This is a genomic window from Dactylosporangium sp. NPDC000521, assembly GCF_042898305.1.
In the GTDB taxonomy this organism is placed as follows: domain Bacteria; phylum Actinomycetota; class Actinomycetes; order Mycobacteriales; family Micromonosporaceae; genus Dactylosporangium.
Window position 1 is genome coordinate 398811 of record NZ_JBIAYW010000007.1, and the last position, 18572, is coordinate 417382.

15 protein-coding genes and 1 tRNA gene are annotated in these 18572 nt (G+C 73.6%); 7 read left to right on the forward strand and 9 right to left on the reverse strand.

The window, feature by feature from the left end; all coding sequences use genetic code 11:
• Positions 1–25: 25 nt before the first annotated feature.
• From ACFY3L_RS24705 to ACFY3L_RS24715, 3 genes are read right to left on the reverse strand one after another with little or no spacing between them, the layout of a single operon-like run.
• On the reverse strand, positions 26–514 hold the full coding sequence (locus ACFY3L_RS24705) for a CoA-binding protein (protein ID WP_389328372.1): 489 nt from the start codon (positions 512–514) through the stop codon (positions 26–28).
• Complete coding sequence (locus tag ACFY3L_RS24710; protein ID WP_389328375.1) at positions 514–1830, reverse strand: O-acetylhomoserine aminocarboxypropyltransferase/cysteine synthase family protein; 1317 nt, start codon at positions 1828–1830, stop codon at positions 514–516. The genes ACFY3L_RS24705 and ACFY3L_RS24710 overlap by 1 nt, the downstream gene beginning before the upstream one ends.
• Positions 1827–3032 (reverse strand): homoserine O-acetyltransferase, encoded by a 1206-nt coding sequence (locus ACFY3L_RS24715; protein WP_389328378.1) that lies wholly within the window; start codon positions 3030–3032, stop codon positions 1827–1829. Before ACFY3L_RS24715 ends, ACFY3L_RS24710 begins: the two co-directional genes overlap by 4 nt.
• A gap of 87 nt (positions 3033–3119) precedes the next feature.
• On the opposite strand from ACFY3L_RS24715, the gene ACFY3L_RS24720 reads away from it, so the two are divergent.
• Genes ACFY3L_RS24720 through ACFY3L_RS24730 form a run of 3 tightly spaced genes read left to right on the forward strand, consistent with a single transcriptional unit; the run spans position 3120 to position 5153 of the window.
• Positions 3120–3668 (forward strand): OsmC family protein, encoded by a 549-nt coding sequence (locus ACFY3L_RS24720; RefSeq protein WP_344499896.1) that lies wholly within the window; start codon positions 3120–3122, stop codon positions 3666–3668.
• 10 nt (positions 3669–3678) lie between these two features.
• A complete protein-coding gene (locus ACFY3L_RS24725; protein WP_389328381.1) occupies positions 3679–4893 on the forward strand; it encodes an NAD(P)-binding domain-containing protein in 1215 nt (404 codons plus the stop codon).
• Positions 4894–4901: 8 nt separating this feature from the next.
• On the forward strand, positions 4902–5153 hold the full coding sequence (locus ACFY3L_RS24730) for a hypothetical protein (protein WP_389328384.1): 252 nt from the start codon (positions 4902–4904) through the stop codon (positions 5151–5153).
• Here ACFY3L_RS24730 and ACFY3L_RS24735 read toward each other — a convergent pair.
• Positions 5129–6067 (reverse strand): GNAT family N-acetyltransferase, encoded by a 939-nt coding sequence (locus ACFY3L_RS24735; protein ID WP_389328387.1) that lies wholly within the window; start codon positions 6065–6067, stop codon positions 5129–5131. The genes ACFY3L_RS24730 and ACFY3L_RS24735 overlap by 25 nt on opposite strands.
• Positions 6068–6191: 124 nt before the next feature.
• Here ACFY3L_RS24735 and ACFY3L_RS24740 point away from each other — a divergent pair, with 124 nt between their 5' ends.
• The gene (locus ACFY3L_RS24740) at positions 6192–7424 is read left to right on the forward strand and encodes a HEAT repeat domain-containing protein (protein WP_389328390.1); all 1233 of its coding nucleotides are present in this window, start codon (positions 6192–6194) and stop codon (positions 7422–7424) included.
• 242 nt (positions 7425–7666) lie between these two features.
• On the opposite strand, the gene ACFY3L_RS24745 is transcribed toward ACFY3L_RS24740, so the two are convergent.
• Positions 7667–10045, reverse strand: coding sequence for an ATP-binding protein (locus ACFY3L_RS24745; protein WP_389328392.1), 2379 nt, complete (start codon positions 10043–10045; stop codon positions 7667–7669).
• 174 nt (positions 10046–10219) lie between these two features.
• Entirely contained in the window at positions 10220–12409 is a 2190-nt protein-coding gene (locus tag ACFY3L_RS24750; RefSeq protein ID WP_389328395.1) for a DUF4132 domain-containing protein, read from the reverse strand.
• A 133-nt stretch (positions 12410–12542) separates the two neighbouring features.
• Between ACFY3L_RS24750 and ACFY3L_RS24755 the strand changes: the two genes are divergently transcribed.
• Complete coding sequence (locus ACFY3L_RS24755; RefSeq protein WP_389328398.1) at positions 12543–12815, forward strand: hypothetical protein; 273 nt, start codon at positions 12543–12545, stop codon at positions 12813–12815.
• Complete coding sequence (locus ACFY3L_RS24760; protein WP_389328400.1) at positions 12812–13180, forward strand: hypothetical protein; 369 nt, start codon at positions 12812–12814, stop codon at positions 13178–13180. The genes ACFY3L_RS24755 and ACFY3L_RS24760 overlap by 4 nt, the downstream gene beginning before the upstream one ends.
• Positions 13181–13182: 2 nt before the next feature.
• Here ACFY3L_RS24760 and ACFY3L_RS24765 read toward each other — a convergent pair whose 3' ends face one another.
• The 3 genes from ACFY3L_RS24765 to ACFY3L_RS24775 form a co-directional block, all read right to left on the reverse strand.
• Entirely contained in the window at positions 13183–13869 is a 687-nt protein-coding gene (locus ACFY3L_RS24765) for an MOSC domain-containing protein (protein ID WP_389328402.1), read from the reverse strand.
• A gap of 231 nt (positions 13870–14100) precedes the next feature.
• The gene (locus ACFY3L_RS24770) at positions 14101–16977 is read right to left on the reverse strand and encodes a DUF6493 family protein (protein ID WP_389328405.1); all 2877 of its coding nucleotides are present in this window, start codon (positions 16975–16977) and stop codon (positions 14101–14103) included.
• Positions 16974–18326, reverse strand: coding sequence for an SWIM zinc finger family protein (locus ACFY3L_RS24775; RefSeq protein WP_389328407.1), 1353 nt, complete (start codon positions 18324–18326; stop codon positions 16974–16976). The genes ACFY3L_RS24770 and ACFY3L_RS24775 overlap by 4 nt, the downstream gene beginning before the upstream one ends.
• A 151-nt stretch (positions 18327–18477) precedes the next feature.
• On the opposite strand from ACFY3L_RS24775, the gene ACFY3L_RS24780 reads away from it, so the two are divergent.
• Positions 18478–18550, forward strand: a tRNA-Arg gene (locus ACFY3L_RS24780).
• Positions 18551–18572: the final 22 nt, after the last annotated feature.

Sequence of the window (18572 nt, forward strand, 5' to 3'; positions counted from 1 at the left end):
CGGCCGGTGATCCGCACGTCCGCCGTTACTGCAGGCCGCCCCGCACCGACGTGATCCGGGAGGTGTTGAAGCCGAGCCAGTGCATGCGCCCCACGTAGCGGGCGTGCTCGACCTTCAGGCACCGGTCCATGATCACCGTCAGCCCGCCGTCCGTCGCGATCTGGGCGCCCTCGGCGTTGACGACCCCGAACTGGGTCCACAGCGACCCCGCCCCGATCGCGACGGCGTCGCGGGCGATGCCGGGCAGCGCGTCGGGCGCGCGGAACACGTTGACGATGTCCACCGGGACCGGCACGTCGGTCAGGCTCGGGTAGCTGGTCTCGCCGAGGATCCGCGGCTCGCGGGGGTTGACCGGGATCACCTGGTAGCCGTGCCGCTTGAGGTAGTAGCCGACGAAGTGGCTCGCTCGCAGCTCGTTGCCGGACAGCCCGACGATCGCGATCGTCCTGGCGCCGTGCAGCACCCGCTGGATCGTCAGCGGGTCCTGGTACCCGGTGAGATCGAGGGAGGTCATCAGCCACCTGCCTTGACGTTCGCGAAGCCCTGCTCCAGGTCCCAGATCAGGTCGTCGACCGACTCGGTGCCGACCGACAGCCGCACCGTGCCCGGCGCGACCCCGGCCGCGCGCAGCTCGTCGTCGCTGAGCTGGCGGTGCGTGGTGCTCGCCGGGTGGATGATGAGGCTCTTCGCGTCGCCGACGTTGGCCAGGTGCGACCACAGCTGCACGCCGCGGATCAGGTCCTGCCCGCCCTCGCGGCCGCCGGCGCACTCGAAGGAGAACACCGCGCCGGCACCCAGCGGCAGGTACTTGTCCACCAGTGGACGGTACCGGCTGCCGGGCAGCCCCGGGTAGGTGACGTTCGCGGCCAGGTCGTGCGACTCCAGGAACTCCGCGACGCGCCGGGCGTTGGCGACGTGCCGGTCCATCCGCAGCGACAGCGTCTCCAGGCCCTGCAGGAACAGGAACGCGTTGAACGGCGACAGCGCCGCGCCCAGGTCGCGCAGCGTCTCCGCGCGCAGTTTCATGAGGTACCCGTAGGTGCCGAACGTCTCGTGGAACTGCAGCCCGTGGTACGCCGGCGACGGGTCCGCGACGACCGGGAAGCGCCCGTTGGACCAGTTGAACGTGCCGGCCTCGACCACGACGCCGCCGATGCTGGTGCCGTGCCCGCCGATGAACTTCGTCGCCGAGTGGATGACGATGTCGGCGCCCCACTCGATCGGCCGGCACAGGTACGGCGTGGCGAACGTGTTGTCGACGATCAGCGGCAGGTCGTGCTCGTGCGCGATGCGGGCCAGGGCCTCGATGTCCAGGACGTTGCCCGACGGGTTGCCGATCGTCTCGCCGAAGAACGCCTTGGTGGTGTCGCGGACCGCCTTCGCCCAGGCGTCGGTGTCGTCCGGGTCGACCCAGGTCACCTCGACGCTCATCTTGCGGAGCAGGTGCTTGAACTGGTTGACGGTCCCGCCGTACAGCGCGGACGACGACACCACGTGGTCACCGGGCTGCAGCAGGGTGAACAGCGCCGCCGCCTGCGCCGCGATCCCGCTGGCGAACGCGACCGCCCCGCTGCCGCCCTCGAGATTCGCGATCCGCTCCTCGAAGACCGCGACGGTCGGGTTCATGATGCGGCTGTACGTATTGCCGTACTCCTGCAGGTTGAAGTACGCGGCGGCGGACTCGGGGTCCTCGAAGACGTAGCTGGTCGTCTGGAAGATCGGCACGGCCCGCGCGCCCGTGTTGGGGTCGGGGCGCTGCCCGGCGTGCAGCTGCCGGGTCTCGAACCCGAACTCGCGGGCCTCCTCGGCCCGCAGGGGCTTGTCGGTCACGGTGCCTCTTCCAGGTTCAGAAATGCGCGGATCAGGGGCGTCTGCCGGGCTTCCTCCAGCAGGAAGCAGTCATGCCCGTACGGCGCGTCGATGACATGCAGCTCGACGGGCTTGCCCGTGCTTTTCAGGGCGTCGTGGATCTCCTGCGAGGCCTGCGGCGGATACAGCCAGTCGGAGGTGAACGCGATCAGCAGCGTCCGGGCTCTCACCTGTTCGAGCGCCCGCTCCAGCGACCCGTCGCCGTGCTGGCGGGCCAGGTCGAAGTACGTCAGCGCGCGGGAGGTGTAGAGGTACGTGTTGGCGTCGAAACGCCGCACGAACGTCTCCGCCTGGTGCCGCAGGTAGCTCTCCACCTGGAACTCGGCGTCGGTGATCGTGTACCGGATGTCGTCGGAGGCCTGCAGCCGCCGGCCGAACTTGTCGCCCATCGACTGCGCCGACAGGTACGTGACGTGCCCCACCATCCGCGCCACGCCCATGCCGGCATCGGGTGCCCGGCCGGTGCCGTAGTACTGGCCGCCCTGCCAGCCGGGGTCGCGCATGATCGACTCGCGGGCGATCGCGTTCCACGACACGCCCTGCGGGTGCAGCGCGTGCGTGCTGGCGATCACGACGATCGCGTCGACCAGGTCGGGGTGCAGCACCGCCCACTGCAGGGCCTGCATCCCGCCGAGGGACCCGCCGGCGACCGCGGCCAGCCGCTCGATGCCGAGCACCTCGAGGAGGGCACGCTCGGTCCGCACCATGTCCGCGACGGTGATCACGGGGAAGTCCGCGCCATACGGCCGGCCGGTCTCCGGGTCGATCGACGACGGTCCGGTGGTGCCGCCGCAGCCGCCGAGCAGGTTCGTCGACACGACGAAATACCGGTCGGTGTCGAACGCCTTGCCCGGGCCGATCATCCCGTCCCACCATCCGAGACCCTTGCCGGCCGAGCCGTCGCGGTCCTCGGCGCCGAAGCCGTCGCGGGTGCTCTCCCTCGGCCTGCTCGACTCCCCGGCAGCGTGCGCGTCGCCGCTCAGCGCGTGGCAGACGAGGAGCACATTGTCCCGTTCGGGGGACAGAGTCCCATACGTCTCATATGCGACACGCACCCCGGACAGCTTCCGGCCGCAGTCGAGCTGGACCGGCCCGGGCAGGTCGGCATACTGGGTCTCGACGACGCCGACCGAGCCGGCCGCACGGGTCGAGGCTGAACTCATGATGGCGATCATAGCCGTGACCCCGAAGCCGAGGTACTGTCAACCATCCCGATGGGGATTATGGATGTTTGAAGGGAGCTTCATCCGATGACCACGGTTGAGAACGGCGTCAACGTGCAGGCACTGCTCGAGGCGCGCACCGCGCTGCAGAGCGCGCCCGAGGCCGCGCAGTTCACCTGGCGGGCGACTTCGAAGTGGGACCACGGCGTGCACAGCACCACGCGGGTCCAGCAGTTCTACGGCCTCGGCCAGGAGCAGAGCCACAAGAACGAGTCGGTGTTCGACGCCGACCACCCGGCGGTCTTCGCCGCCGAGGACAACGGCATCACCCCGATCGAGTACCTGCTCGTCGGCCTCGCCGGCTGCCTCACCGCGGGCGTGGCGTCGGTCGCGCAGAACCGCGGCATCCAGCTGCGCTCCGTCGACGCCGTCGTCGAGGGCAAGCACGACATCCGTGGCATCCTCGGCGCCGACGCCGACGTCCGCAACGGCTTCAACGACATCAAGGTGACGTTCACCATCGACGCCGACGCGTCGAAGGAGGACATCCAGGCGCTCGTCGCGCAGTCGCAGAAGCGGTCCGCGGTCTTCGACGCGCTGACCAACCCCACCGACGTCACGGTCGAAGTGGCCTGAGGTCTCCACGTTGAACGTCACCACCGTCGTCATCGGCGCAGGGCACGCCGGCCTCGCCGCCAGCCACTTCCTCCGCGAGCGGTCCATCGACCACGTCGTGCTGGAGCGCGGCGAGGTCGCCAACTCGTGGCGCCGCGAGCGGTGGGACTCCCTGCGGTTGCTGACGCCCAACTGGCTGACCCGCCTGCCCGGGTTCGCCTATGACGGCGCCGACCCCGACGGGTACATGACGATGGGCGAAGTGGTCGACTTCATCGATCGCTTCGCCACCGCCACCGCCGCTCCCGTCCGCACCGGCACCACGGTGACCTCGGTGCGGCGGGTCGACGACGAGTATCAGGTCGTCACCGACCAGGGCTCGTTCCGCTGCCGGACCGTGGTCATCGCGAGCGGTGCCTGCAACCGGCCCGTGGTGCCGGCGTTCGGCTCGGCGATCCCGGGCGATGTCGAGCAGTTCACGCCCTTCGACTACCGCGCGCCCGCCAAGCTCCCGGAGGGCGGCGTCCTCGTCGTCGGCGCCTCGGCGACCGGCGTGCAGCTCGCCGCCGAGCTGCAGCGCTCCGGCCGGCCCGTGACCCTCGCCGTCGGGGAGCACACGCGGCTGCCCCGCACGTACCGCGACCGCGACATCCTCTGGTGGATGGACGCCTCCGGGGTGTGGGACCAGCGTTACGACGAGATCGACGACCTCACCCGCGCCCGCCGGCTGCCGTCGCCGCAGCTCGCCGGCACGCCCGACCGTTCGACGCTCGACCTCAACGCCCTCACCGACCTCGGCGTCCAGCTCGTCGGCCGCTGGGCCGGGCTCCGCGACGGCCGCGCGCTGTTCTCCGGCGGCCTGCGCAACGTGTTCGCCCTCGCGGACCTCAAGCAGCAGCGCCTGCTGGCTTCCTTCTCCGCGTTCGCCGGCCTCCCACCCTCCGAGCCCCTGCCGCCGACCCGGGTGCCGGCGTCGTCCCGGCTGCAGCTCGACCTGACCTCCGGCGAGATCCGCAGCGTCGTGTGGGCGACCGGCTTCCGTCCCGTGTACGACTGGCTCGACGTCCCCGTCCTCGACGCGAAAGGCAACCTGGACCACGACGGCGGCGTCCTGCCCAGCCCCGGCCTCTACGCCCTCGGCCTGCCGGTCCTGCGCCGCCGCAAGTCCACCTTCATCCACGGCATCGAGGACGACGCCCGCTCCGTCGTCTCCCACCTCGCCGCCCACCTGGCGGCGCGCCCCTGATCGAACCGTTGCCGTTCCTGGTCCCGCTCGCGTACCTGCGCGGCGGGTTCCACGTCCTGCGACTGCTCCTCGCCGCGGCCATCCTCGGCGGCGGTCAGGAACCGCAGCGCGATCGGCTCGTGCGCGATGAGTGTGCCGACGGTGCCGGGATGTGCGGCGGGCAGGTGCAGGCCGATGACCGCGCCGAGGCTGAAGCCGATCGCCGCTGGCGGGCGCGTCGCGGGCCGGACCGGCGTCACACCCGCCGGAAGCTGACCTGATCCGCCCATCCCACTCGGACGAGAACTTCCGCGGCGACCTCGGCGGGGGTGCGGTCGTTCGTGACCGTGCAGTCCTCGATGGCGCCCTCGGCCGGTGAGGACTCGTGCCGGTCAAGCGCCCGCAGATGCCGTTCGAGCTCCGGGCCCGTGTCCCGTCGGCGCAGGCGGTCACGGACGGTGTCCACATCAGCGGTCAGCCTGACCACACGGACGTCGCAGCCCGCGAGACTCTGCGAATACCGCTCCCGCTGGGCCACGCTGTCGATGACGGCCGCGGCGACGACGAACCGCGCGCCGGCGGCCCTGAAGTTCGCCCACACCGAGGCCAGGTTGACGCACTTGAGCTCGTCGTAGAACCCCGCACCCGCAGGGCTCACGCCCGGAGGCGGCCCGAACTGAGCCAGCAGGTCGGTGTCGACCACCGCCGTGACATGACCGGCCCCCGTCAGCACCCGTCCGACCGCGTCCGCCACGGTCGACTTCCCCACCCCGGCGACGCCGGTGAGCAGCAGAGCCCGGCAGCCGGGCGACTGAACGCCCGCCGAGCCCGGCGGCAACGGAAACCAGTAGCTGACCGTGGGACCTTGCGCGGCAAGACCACCGCCCAACGACTCGTACAGCGCCCGGGCGGGGGCGTTCGCCTCGCCCGTCGTCAAGAACATCCTGCCGGCACCGGCCTGCGCGCCGGCCGTCATGAACGCACGGAGCAGTGCCCTGCCGATCCCCCGCCGGCGGTGCTCGTGCGCCACCTCCAGTCGATGGAGGTAGAGCATCGAGGACGCATCCGGCCGGACCAGGTGATAGCCCCAGCACCATCCGAAGATCTCCGCGCCTTCGGAGGCCACGAACGCCAATGTGCCCGGGCTGCCCAGAAACGCCCGGCCACCGCCCGGCGCCACCCGGAAACTGGTCATCGCCCGCTCGAAGAGCCGAACGTCGGCCGCCGCCACCCTGATCACACGTCATTCTGCCCCGCGACCCGCCACGATCTCGACCTACGGGCCGCGCGGTGGCCTGGTCCTGGCCGAGGTAGGTTCGGTGACCATGAACCTGGAGGCGCTGATCGCCCAACTCAGCGAGCCGGACGCGGCCCGGCGGGCGGACGCGAAGGCCCAGCTCGACGCTGCCGGCCCGCAGGCGGCTCCCTCGCTCGTCGCAGCGCTCCGGCAGGAAAGGTCCGCGCACTCGTACGACGTGGCGCTGATCCTGCAACGGATGGGCAGTCCCGCGGTGGGGCCGCTCATCGCCGGCGTCACCGGAGCACGGACCAAGGCCGCCCGCCAATGGTGCGCCTTCACACTGCGAACCGTGCTCGGCGGCGGCAATCGAAGCGGGAGCCTCGACGAGGACCTCATCGGCGCACTGGCCCACCGGGCACCGCAGGTGCGGACGGCAGCGGTCCTGGCCATGGAGCACCGCAGAACGTTCAGCCGGGCGATCTTCAGCGCGCTGGTGGAGCTGCTGGCAGACACACATCCGGACGTGCGTGCCGCGGTCACGAAGGTGTTCGTCCACCTGGGTGAACGGGCCGTTCCGCCCCTGCAGCACATCCGCTCCAACGGACCGGGCAGGCTGCGGCCGGGTGCGTTGCGAGTCCTTGCCGAGGTCGCCGGGGAGCGTGGCCTGCCGCCCAGGGACCGGACCGCCGTCGAGCGGCTGCTGCGCGTCAAGCTGCGTGCAGAGGCCGGCGGTACACCGGAAGGCCTGGCGATCCGGGGACATTGGCTGGCCGTGCCCGCAGATCAGGCAGCGGTCCTCGACGCACTCGACCTCGTCCAGGCACGAGCCGCGACGATGCGGCTCGGATACGCGGCGGCCCGGCACGACGCGGTGCGCTGGACCCCGCCCGGCAGCAAGTGGGCGGCAAGGGTCTTCGTCACGGCACGGCTCGACGGGTGGACGCTTGCCGTCGGTCCGTGGTTCGGCCGGTGGGGGGCCTGGCACTGGTATCCCGACGCCTGCCGGGAGCTCAGCACCGCCTTCGGCGCCGCGCACGCCTACTTCTACGGCGGCAGCAAACGCGAGTCCGCCTGGCTGATCTGCGAGGACGGTCAGGTCCGGCGGTGGTTCGACCCGGAGGACGACACCGCCAGGGTCGGCGCCCGCCTGCCGATCGAGCGGGCGAACAGATCGGTCGACGCGCTCACCGTGGCTGCGGCGATGTCGACACCACCGAACGGTCCGCACAACGCGCGCGAGGGCCACGGCGTGCTCACGCTCGTCAGAAGCAGCGCCGACCTCGACCCACCAACGGGCGCCCTGCCGCTCTGATCGGCAGGGCACCCGGCTGGCGAGATTCACTGCCGAACGACCGACGTTCCAGGTGCCGGAATCGACCCGTCGACCACCCGGCTGTGCGGCTCCTTCAGACGCGGCGCTCCGCGTCGGGCGGAATCACGGGCTCGGCTCGGTAGCCCGGCCGGCATCGTAGCGCCCAGGCCTGCTGCCGAAACGAAAGCGGCGGCGGGTTGGGTGACCCGTCCACGACGCTCCGGAGGCGCGGCAGGGTGTCGTCAGCGTGGACCTTCTTCGGGGGGTGCGGGCAGGCGGGTGCGGAGGTCGTCGGCCTCGGGCATGCCGAGGTCGGTGAACAGCCTGACCGCCTCCTCGTGGTGTGCGCGGGCGCTGGACAGGTCGTGCAGGGCCTCGTGGGCGTTGCCGAGGCCGAGGTGGGCGCGGGCCTGCTGGTCGCGGGCGGCGGCGATCGTCGCGGCGGCGAGGGCGGCCGCGTGGTGGGTGAGGGCGGTGGACGCGTCGCCGAAGGTCATGGCGGCCTCGCCGAGGCCGTTGCGCGCCCAGGACTCGCCGAGGCGGTCGCGGCCGTCGAGGAACAGCTCCAGGGCCTGGCGGTGGTGCGCGGCGGCCTGCTCCGGCCGGCCGAGCCGGTGCTCGACGATGCCCAGGTCGGTCAGGGCGGCGGCCCTTCCCCGGAGGCTGCCGAGCTGCTCATACAGCATGAGCGCACGCTGATGGTGCGCCTCGGCGGGACCATAGCGGCCCATGCGCTCCTCGACGAGGCCGAGGTTGTTGAGCGCGCAGGCCTCGCCGGCGCGGTCGCCGGCCTGCTCGAACAGGTGCAGCGAGTGCTCGAACCTGGCGGCGGCGGCCTCGAGCCGGTGCCGCTGGCCCTCGGCGAGGCCCTGGCCGAGGGCGGCGCGGGCCTGGCCGGCGAGGTCGCCGAGGTCGGCGAACAGGGCCTCCGCCCGGTCGAACTGCGCCGCGGCGGTCGCGGGCCTGCCCTGGCGCAGCAGCGCCAGGCCGAGGGCGTCGCGGGCCGCCGCCTCCCGCGCCGGGTCGCCGAGCGCCGCGTCGGCGGCGAGACCGTGGACGGCGACCGCGTCGGCGGGCGGCCCGCCGGCGAGGTAGCGCGCCAGGATCGCCGCCAGGGCGACGGCGTGCGCCGGCTGCCCGCCCGTGGCGGACTCGGCCACGAGCGCGAGCAGCGCCGCCCGCTCGGCCTCCAGCCAGCCGCGGGCCGCGTCCCGGTCGCCCAGCGGCACGGCCGGCGACGCCGTCTCCGGCACCTGCGGACCCGCGAACAGGGCGGCGACGGCACGCGCCGCGGTCGCGCGGTAGAAGTCGAACATCCGCCGGCGGGCCTCGGCCGGCGCCTCGGCGTGCTCGCGCGCATACGCCCGCAGCAGATCGTGCATCCCGTAGCGCCCGGGACCGGTCCGGTGGGCGAGGTGCGCCCGGACGAGCAGCGCCAGGGCGTCGCGCGTGTCCGTGAGGCCGGCACCGGTCAGGCTCGCGGCGGCATACGCGTCGAAGTCCGGCCCCGGATGCAGCCCCAGCAGCCCGAACGCCCGCGCGGCCGGCGGCGGCAGGTGCCGCACCGACCACGACAGCACCGCCGGCACCGACGCCCGCGGGTCCTCTCCGGCGGCGAGGACGGCGAGCCGGCGCCGCTGGTCGTGCAGTTCGGCGACCAGGTCGTCCAGCGTCGACTCGGGGCGGGCCGCGATCAGCTCGGCCGCGACCCGCAGCGCCAGCGGCAGCCGGGCGCACTGCTCGGCGAGGGTGGCGACGGCGTCGGGCGCGGACCTGGCCCGCGACCCGATCAGCCGCCGCAGCAGGACCTCCGCGTCACCGGCGGTCAGCAGGCCGACCTCGACCCGTCGGGCGCCATCGACGGCGACGAGCCCCGGCAGCGTGTCGCGACTCGTCACCAGCACCGTGCACGACGCGGTGCCGGGCAGCAGCGGCCGGACCTGCTCGGCCGACGACGCGTTGTCCAGCAGGAGCAGCAGCCGGCGGTCGGCCACCTCGGTGCGGAACCGGGCGGCCCGGTCGTCCTCGTCGACCGGCACGTCCTCGGCGGCGACCCCCAGCGCCGTCAGGAACCTGGTGAGGGCGTCACCGGCGGCCATCGGCCGGGCCGGGTCATAGCCGCGGAGGTTGACATACAGCTGCCCGCCGGGGAACCGGTCGCGGACGTGATGCGCCCACCGCACCGCGAGGGCCGTCTTGCCGACGCCCGCGGGCCCGGTCACGACCGCGACGAACACCGTCGTCGGCTGGTCGGCGGCGGCGACCGCCAGCGCGTCGAGGGCGGCCAGCTGCGCCGCCCTGCCGGTGAACGCCGACACGTCCGGCGGCAGCTGCGCCGGCACCCGACCGGCACCCACCTGCGCGCCTGCGGGCGGCTCGACGGCGACCCCGGCCGCGCAGCGGCGGAAGTCCTCGGCGTCGGCGCCGGTCAGCCCGAACACCAGCGCCAGCAGCCGCACCGTCGGCGGCCGCGGCACCCCGACCCGGCCACCCTCCAGCTTCACGATGCTGCGGACGCTCAGCCCGGCCTTCGTCGCCAGCTCTTCCTGCGTGAGCCCCAGGCGCTGCCGGTGAGCACGCACGAGCGCTCCGAACGCCCCGCCGACCTCGACCATCGCCATCCCCAGACCGCGTGTTCCGCCGCTGCCGCCACGCTACGCCACAGGTATGACAAGTTCCGACCAAGTTCCGGCCAACGTCCTGGAGCTGCGTCCACTCGTCGGCGACGATGAACTACAGCGGATGGCGGCACCGGAGACACGAGGGCACCGGTGCCGCCATCCGCTGCAGGCCCTTCAGGCCGCGGCGTACAGCACGGCGAGCGCCTCCGACAGGGCGGCAGGGTCGCAGCGTCCCATCGGGATCCGGCGCGCGACCTGCCAGTGGTCCGACCACGAGTCGTCGGCCCAGATCTCGATGACGCGCTGCTCGTGCACGGTGTTGCGGGCCGACGTCTCCACCCCCGGGTCCAGCTCGACCAGCACCGTCAGGCCGCCGGGCAGCCGGTGGGCGAGCTGCGTGTGCAGCCGCTGCTGCAGGTGGTACCCGTTGCCCTGCCACCGGCTGCCGCCCAGCAGGTGCACGATCCGGTCCGTCGGCACCGGCCCGAACCCGGTCAGGCTCGTCGCCTCGCGCTGCGCCCCGGTGAGCGCCATCGCCGGGCGGTACAGCTGCGGAAACGGCTGCAGGATCTCGTAGTCGGCGAACACCTGCCCCCAGCCGGCCAGGTCCCCGCCCAGCTCGGCCGGGTGCACGACGCCGAGCCACGCGGCGCCGCCGACGGACACCGTCGCGTCGTGGAGGTCGGTGAAGCTGCCGTCCTCGGCGATCCGCAGCGCCCGGACCAGGTGGTCGCGCGGCCCGTACTCACCCCACAGCAGCCGCCGCGCGATCGGCCCCAGCACCAGGTGCGGCAGGACGACGGCCGGGAGGTCGCGGGCGGGCCGGAGCCGGCGGGCGAGCATGTCCCGTTCCAGGCGGGCGACCTGCGCCGCCGCGGTCGACCGCAGGTCCTTCTTCAGGCGCAGGAAGTGTTGGTACGCCTCGGGGTTCGTGTCCTTGACGCCCGGCTTCGGCGGCCTGGCGAGGCGCCGCCCGTCAGCGTCGGCGGCGAACGCCGTGAGGTGCTCGTCGACGCCCACCGTGAACGCGCGCGGCCCGTAGTCGAGGGTGACGCCGGTGTCCAGTCCGTGCGCCGGCGCCAGCCGGTCCGCCAGCTGCGCGACGGTCAGCCCGCGCCGCGCGGCGGCCTGCGCCAGGTAGTCGCCGGCCCGGTCGTGCGTCGGCCCGGCCGACAGCCGCTCCTCCACCTCCAGCAGATGCCGCAGCGACACGTCGGTGCCGGCCGCGGCCAGCACCGCGAGCCCCTCGACCGACCGCTCCCACCGGCCGCCCTGGGACCATGACCGCCGCAGCGGCGCGAGCATGTCCATTGTGGAGTCGTCACCGACGTGGGCCTGCGCCGGCACGACCCACGCCTCCGACGGCGGCATCCCGGCCGCCACCCACGCCGTCAGCAGCACCCGGCCGAACTCCGCCAGGCTCACTCGGTCACAGCCCGCGATGAGTGCTCCTGTTTCCGGATCCGGCAGGTGTACGAGCGGCTGCCGCGACTTCGACGACTCCACGCCTGTCGTGGGTCCGCCGGCTCGCGGGTCGGGATCGCCGGGAGGCGGCTCGGGCGGATCCGCCAGCCGCGACCGGGTCAGCCCGTCGACCAGCCGCGCCACGTCGTCCGGCGGCATCGTCCCGCCGCCGGCCAGCCGGATCTCCGGCAGCTGCTCCGGCAGCGTCCACGCCGGCGGTCTCCCCTTCCGCGCCGCCCGCGGCGCCGACCGCTCCAGCGCGGCGGCGACCAGGGCGGCGACGTCCGGCCCGTACTCCCCGGCGGCCTCCGCGATCGACGGCCCGTGACCGATCCCGTCCAGGAACCGCAGCGCCTCCTCGGCCTGCTGCCGGTCCCGGGCTGAGCGTCCTGCGGCGGCCGGGATCAACGCCCGCGCCGCGATCCCGGGATGCCGTCGCAGCCACAACCGCGCCCACAGCCGCGCGGAGCCGAGGTGCCGCAGCCACCCCGCCACCAGCGTGGCCACCTCAGGCGCCCGGAACGGCAGCAGCAGCACACCCAGCTCGTCCGCGTGCTCCTTCGCCTCACCACGCACGAACGGCAGCGCGTCCAGCTCGAACCGCGCGACGAGCACCCGGCACAGATCGACCCGCTGCCGGTGCCGCAGCGTCACCAGCTTGCCGAGCAGCGCCCGCGCCGGCGCCTCCGGCCCCTTCGCGAACAACCACACCACCTGCGGTGGAGTCAGGTCGGAGACCCGGTCCGCGCGGGCGGCCGCCGCATCCCAGCCCGGCCGCTCGAGCCCGTGGTCGAGCGCCGCGGCCCGCGACCACCACAGGTCCCGTTCCCCGTCCTCCCACGCCATGACGGCCGGCTCCTTGCACACCAGCCCCTCGACCACGACCCGCGCTGTCCCCATCGCCCGGCCTCCCCGCTCGTCCCCGCCGCCGGCCGCACAACCTTCCGCGGTCCGGCCCGGCGACCGTACCGGATCGATACGCTCGTTCCATGATCGAGCCGACCCGCACCGGGCCGACGCGGAGGACGTCGCGATGGGATTGAACATGGTCGTCGGTGTGCTCGCCGACGACTTCACCGAGGAGGACGACGCAATCCTCGCAGACCTCACGGCGATCGGCGCGGCGCTGCGACTCGCGGGAGCCGCCTCCTGGCACGAGCCCGCCGGCGCCGACCACGAGGAGTTCGAGATGTGGGGCTATTCAGGACTGCACGCGGTCCGCCGCCTCGCCGTCCATCTCGCGGCGAACGACCGCCTGCCCGAGCCGCTGGCCGAGGGTGAGCGCGCGACGACGACCCGCTGTTGACTGCCGCCTACGCCGCGTCGCCGTCCGATCCCCCAGGTCCGTTCGACCACCTGATCCACCACTCCGACTGCGAGGGCTTCTACGTCCCCGTCGAGTTCGGCCACGTCATCGTCGACGAGAACGTAGCTGGCGGATACCTGGGCTCCTCGGTGCGCCTGCTGGAGGAGGTCCGTCGCATCGCCCGGGCCCTCGACCTTCCCGAAGATCTCGACCCCCACTCCGACGAGGTCTTCGAGGCGACCGACGGCGACGAGCCGGCCACCGGCGGATGGCAGCGCTACGGCGTCGAGTCCTACGTCAGCCTGCAGCTCCTGCGGGCGGCCAAGCTCTCCGTGGCGACCGGATCAGCCATCGCCTTCTGCTGAGCTCAGTCGCCGGATGTCGTGGAACGTGACCGCCGGCGCTTGGGAAGGCGTTCCTCGAACGTCGCGCGGAGGTCGTCGGGCAGGCCTTCGATCGCGAGCAGGCCGGGCAGCAGGTGTGTCTCGGTCATGTACGCGCGGAACGCCGCAGCGATCGTCACCCCGTGCGCCGGCCGGTCCGCCACGGTCACCGGGTCGCCGGCCCACACCTCGCCCGGCTCCACCACGCGCAGGTACGCGCCGGGGCGGACCGCCCGGGTGAACGTCTTCAACCAGCGCGGCTCGCCCATCTTGTGCTGGAACGTGGAGCACGGAATCCGGCCGAACGTCGGCTGCAGGACCAGCCGCGGGCCGATGCGCCACAGCTCGCCGATGACGGCGCCGTTGACGTCGACGCCCTCCGTGGTCAGGTTCTCTCCGAAGAGCCCGTTGGCGAGCCGGCGGGTCAGCCGGGCCTGCCACCATTCGTAGTCTTCCCGCGCGTACGCGTAGACCGCCTGGTCGTCGCCGCCGTGGTTCTGGACGTCGTAGATCTGGTCGCCGACCAGGCCGCTGTGCAGCCCGGTCGTCTTGGGGCCCGGTGCGCGCACGGTGACCAGGTGCTCGACCGGCCGCTTGTTGATGCCGGTGAGACCACCCTTGGCCGGGTTCGCCTCCGGCACCGCGAGGTTGACCGAGAGAATCCTGCTCACGCCCAGCAAGCTACCGACCGTGGCAGATACCCGCCGCCCAATTTCCGCCCCGCCGCCACGTCCGACGCCGCGTGACACTCCTGCGAAGAGGTCCGCCTGCTCCGAACGCACACCCGGCCCGCGACGCAGCCCCGACCACCCCCCAGTGCGGCCCAGCACCGACCGCCGACCAGCGCCGACACCCCCGCAACACAACGGTGCCGCAGCGACCGCGGGGTGCGGCGGCAGGAGTCAGGGCGTGGTCAGGGTCCGGTGCAGGCGTTTCGCTTCGACGACGAGGCGGGTCGAGCCTTTCCGCGCGGCCAGGTCGGCGAGGCCCGGCACCTCCCCCCGGCAACCGGACGCCGCCGCCGTGCTCGACGCGAGCGTCAACAGGTCCGGCAGCCCGCGGGGCGTGACGTGCGCTTTGCCGTCCACGCCTCCCCCACCGCTCCGGACAGCCGCACCCGACGCCGGACCCGACCCCGCGCCCGACGCCGAACCCGACCCCGACCCCACGCCCGACGCCGAACCCGATCCCGCGCCCGACGCCGTAGTCGAGGCCGAACCCGACGCCGAAGCCGCGGTCGAGGACGAAGCAGCGGCTGAATCCGAGGCCGTCATCGAGTCTCTGGCGGCGGCTCTGGTGAGGGGTACGGCGGACGCCGGCGGGGTGATGGCGGGACCCGGCGCGGGCTTGCCGGTCTCCGCCGGCAGCAGGCCTCCGAGCGCGCCCGCCGCGATCCGCCACGTCAGTGCCGGGGCGATGCGGCCCGCGTCCTCCAGCTGGGTGACGACGCGGCTCAGGACGATCAGCTTCGTGCCGGCCATGCGGGCCAGCTGACCGCCGAGCTCGCCGCCGTCGAAACCGTCGGCGGCGCCGAGGGCCACGAGCGCGTCAAGGGCGGCGATGCGCTCGTCGGGCTGGGAGGCGGCGAGACCGTAGGCCAGGGCGGTGAGGGTCGCGGGGCCGACCGGGCCGGCGAGGTCGGCGAGCAGCGGCAGCAGCTTGGCATCGCCGCGGCCGGAGTCCAGGTCGGCGGCGCCGGCGATCAGCGGCAGCAGGCACGCGGCGACGACCTCCCGCTGCGACGGCAGCACCGCCGGCCAGAGCGCGGCCAGGCCGAGGCCGCTGCTGCTGTCGCCGTTGACGACCGGGGGCGCCGTGAGCTCGGTCAGCCAGTACGGATCGAGGCCGGACCGGTCCGGCGTCGAGGTGGCGTAGAAGCGGGACTCGGGCAGCCATTCGAGATAGCGGCCGCGCTCGGCGCGCTGGCGGTGCACGCGGACCACCCGGACGTCTGGCCGGCCCACGCCACCGTTCTCCAGCCACTCGACGAGGGCCCGGCCGGCGTCGGAGGTCAGGGCGCGGGCCTGCCGCAGCGTGTCGTCGTCGACGCCGGTGGGCAGCCGGTACAGCGCCTGGCGCAGGTCGCGCTTCCACGGCTGCCAGCCCTCCCGCTCAGCGCGGGCGAGCCGCTCGACCAGCGCGGCGGGGTCGATCAGCCCGTTGACCAGGGTCGGCGTCGCGACCAGGGACGGGACCGGGTCGGTGGACAGCCGCACGACGATCTCGGCCAGCCGGAGCGTCAGTACGCCCTGCAGCTTGGCATAGGCGTTGCCGAGGCGGAAGTCGGCGGGGGTGCCCTTCAGCGCGCGGGCCGCGTCGTCGAGGACGAACGGCAGCCCGGCGGCCTTGTTGAGCGCCGCAGTGACCATCGCGACTGTGCGCCGGTGGCCGTCGGTGCCCCACCAGCCGTCGCCGATCCGGTTGCCGGCCCGCTGCAGCACCGGGGCGATCGCGGCGCGCAGCCCGACGGGGTCGGCGGCGTGCATGCGGACGACCGCCGCCAGCACCCGCTCGAACGGCACCGTCTGCCAGTCGGTCTGGTCGAGCGCGGCGATCTCTTCCGCCAGCTCGTCGGGCGAGGCGATCGGCTCGGGCATGTCGGCGGCGGCGACCGGCGCGGTCAGCAGGTCCGGCTCGGGCGAGACGACCTGCACGTCCACGACCCCGGCCACCGCGTGCTTCGCCAGGAACGCCGCCGAACGGTCGCGGGTCTGGACGTCGGGGTGGTCGGCGGCGACGGCGAACACCTCGGCGAACTCGGCGATGCGGGCCGGGTGGCGCTTCGCGAGCTTCTCCAGCCAGATCAGCTGCGCCTTGACGAGACCCTTCTCGCTGCGGGTGAGGACGGTACGGGACGCGTCGAGCAGCGACTCCAGTTCCAGCGTGCCGGCCGCCTCCGCGGTCTTCAGCGCCTTCTGCGCCATCGTCGCCACCGAACCCATGGCGTCGGTGAGCAGCTTCAGGTAGATCGTGGTGCGCTCGGCGACCTCGGCCTCCGTCGGGGCGAGCTCGTCGTGGAAGCTGACGAAGGCGTGCAGCACGGACTTGGGACGGCTGGCCAGCAGGGCGTCCAGGCAGCGGTCGAGGATGTCGGCACGCGGGAAGCGCCCCTCCTCGACGAGTGCGGCGACGGCGAAGAGGATGCCGGGCAACGTGATCCACTTGCCGCTGGCCGGGTCGTGGCGGCCGACGGTGAAGGCGATCTGGTCGCGCTCGAACGCGTGCGGCAGCAGCACGTCGGTGAACGGGCTGCTCCGCAGCTTGTCCAGCATGGCCTTGTCGTGCTCCGTCACCTGCAGCGACAGCAGCCAGCCGTCGACGAACCGCTCGCTGGTCGGGACCGGCACGCCGGTGGCGACCACCAGGTCCGCGACGAGGCGCCACGGGGGCAGCGATCCGCCGTCGCGGGGCAGCTTGGCGGCCAGCCTGGTCGCGAGCTCACCGAGCCACGGCACGCCGCGGTCGGCCGCGGCGCGGAGCACCGGCTGCGGCTGGATGGGCGACCAGGGCCAGCCGCGCCGGGCGATCACGGTGACGGCCTTCGCGGCCGTCGACGCGCAGCCGACGGCCGCGACCGCATAGGCGGTGGCCTGCTGCGGGTTGAACCAGGTGCCCGCGTCCCCGCGCAGCGCGACGAGCTTGCGGCCCAGCTCGGCACGGTGGGGCTCGTCGAGGTCGCGCAACGCTTCCACCGTGGCCGCGAAGTTGCCCTTCTGCAGCATGGGCAGCAGGTCGGGCCACTCGATCGGGCCGGAGCGGCGGCGGGCGAAGAGATTCACCGGGTCACCGCCGGGGCGGCGGCGCGGGCCAGCTCGGTGGCGAGGGCGTGTTTGCAGGGGCCGCGCCCGCCGCGGTACTTCGCCCACCACGGGCACGTGCAGTGCAGCGCGCCGCCGACCTCACGCACCCGGTAGGTCTCCTCGCCGCTGCGCACGCTCGCCCCGGACTCGTCCAGCGTCACCGCGCCGGTCTCGACGAGCGCCCGGGCGCCGACCAGCCGCGGGTTGTGCCGCTCGGCGCGCTGCGCGTCATAGGGCAGCACCCGGTGGAAGTAGGCCGCCTCCGACACGTCGAAGCCGACCTGGCCGGCGGTGCCGAGCTGGGTGAGCGCCGCCCTGACCCGCGGGGCCGGCATCGCGGCCTGCTCGGCGAGGGCGTCGACGTCGACCGTCGGGTCCCAGGCGAGCAGCGTCGCGATCAGCTCGGCGTCATCGGTGACGTCGTCGCCGGCGAGCGCGGCGAGGACCGCGCCCTCGCCGGAGAAGCCGCGGCTGGGCTGCGGCGACAGCGTGAGCGACAGTCGCAGCTCGCCGGTGTCCAGCTCCCAGGTGCTCGACACGGGCCCGCTGCCGGCGGTGACGGCGGGACCATAGACCCGCAGGTGCCTGGCGAAGCGCAGGACCGGCTTCAGCGCGGCGAGCCGGCCGGGCCCGGGCAGGCAGACGGCGCCGGGCACCGGGCGGGACGTGAGCCGCAGCGAGCGGCCGGCGGGGACGGCCCACAGCACCGACCGGTCGCCGCCGGCCGGGAGCCGGCGCAGGAACGCGGTCGCGTCGGCCGCGGACAGCTCCGCGCGCGGGTCGAACCCGGAGGCGATGACCTGCACCTCGGCGAACCCGCGCAGCCAGCGCGACGGCAGCGGCACCTTCTTCTCCACCACGGCACCGTCCATCGTGGACACGGTGAGGTCGTCGGGGCCGACGCTGACGTGCAACGGGTCGGCGCCGGTGAGCCGCTGCAGCGCCTGCCGCAGCGGCGTGTTGACGTCGACATTGGTGGTGCCGTGGTCGACGATCTCACCGTCGAGGCCGGTGGGCAGCACGTCGAGGCGGGCATAGACGCCGCAGCAGCCGGAGAACGACTCGAACCGCAGCCGGTCCCGGCTGCCGGTGACGACCGGGTCCAGGCTGGCCGGGCTCAGCGGCTGGAAGTAGCGGGTGCGGGCGACCTCGGCGACCGCGAGCAGCCCGGCCGCCGCCGCGGCGGGTGTGGTCAGGAACCCGGTGAAGAACCGGGGGTTGGCGGTGACGGCGCGCTGCGCCACCCCACCGGCGGTCTGCAGCTGCAGCCCTCCGTCGTGGAGCGCCGACGGGGCCAGATAGCTCAGCGACTGCACGGCGTTGCTCATGCCCGACAACCTAGCTCCCGGGTACGACATTTTTCTCCGAGCCCGCCGCCGGAGCCGTCCCGGAGGTCCGATCAGGCCGGCCCGGCCGGTGGGACGGAGCGCCACCCCGGGCGGACGGGCGACGCGGATCGTGGCCTAGGCTCGCGGTCGGCAGGCCGTAGTGCAGAGGTCGTCACACCACCTTGCGAAGTTGGAAGACGCCGGTTCGAATCCGGTCGGCCTGCCGCCTCAGACCCGCGTGGAGGT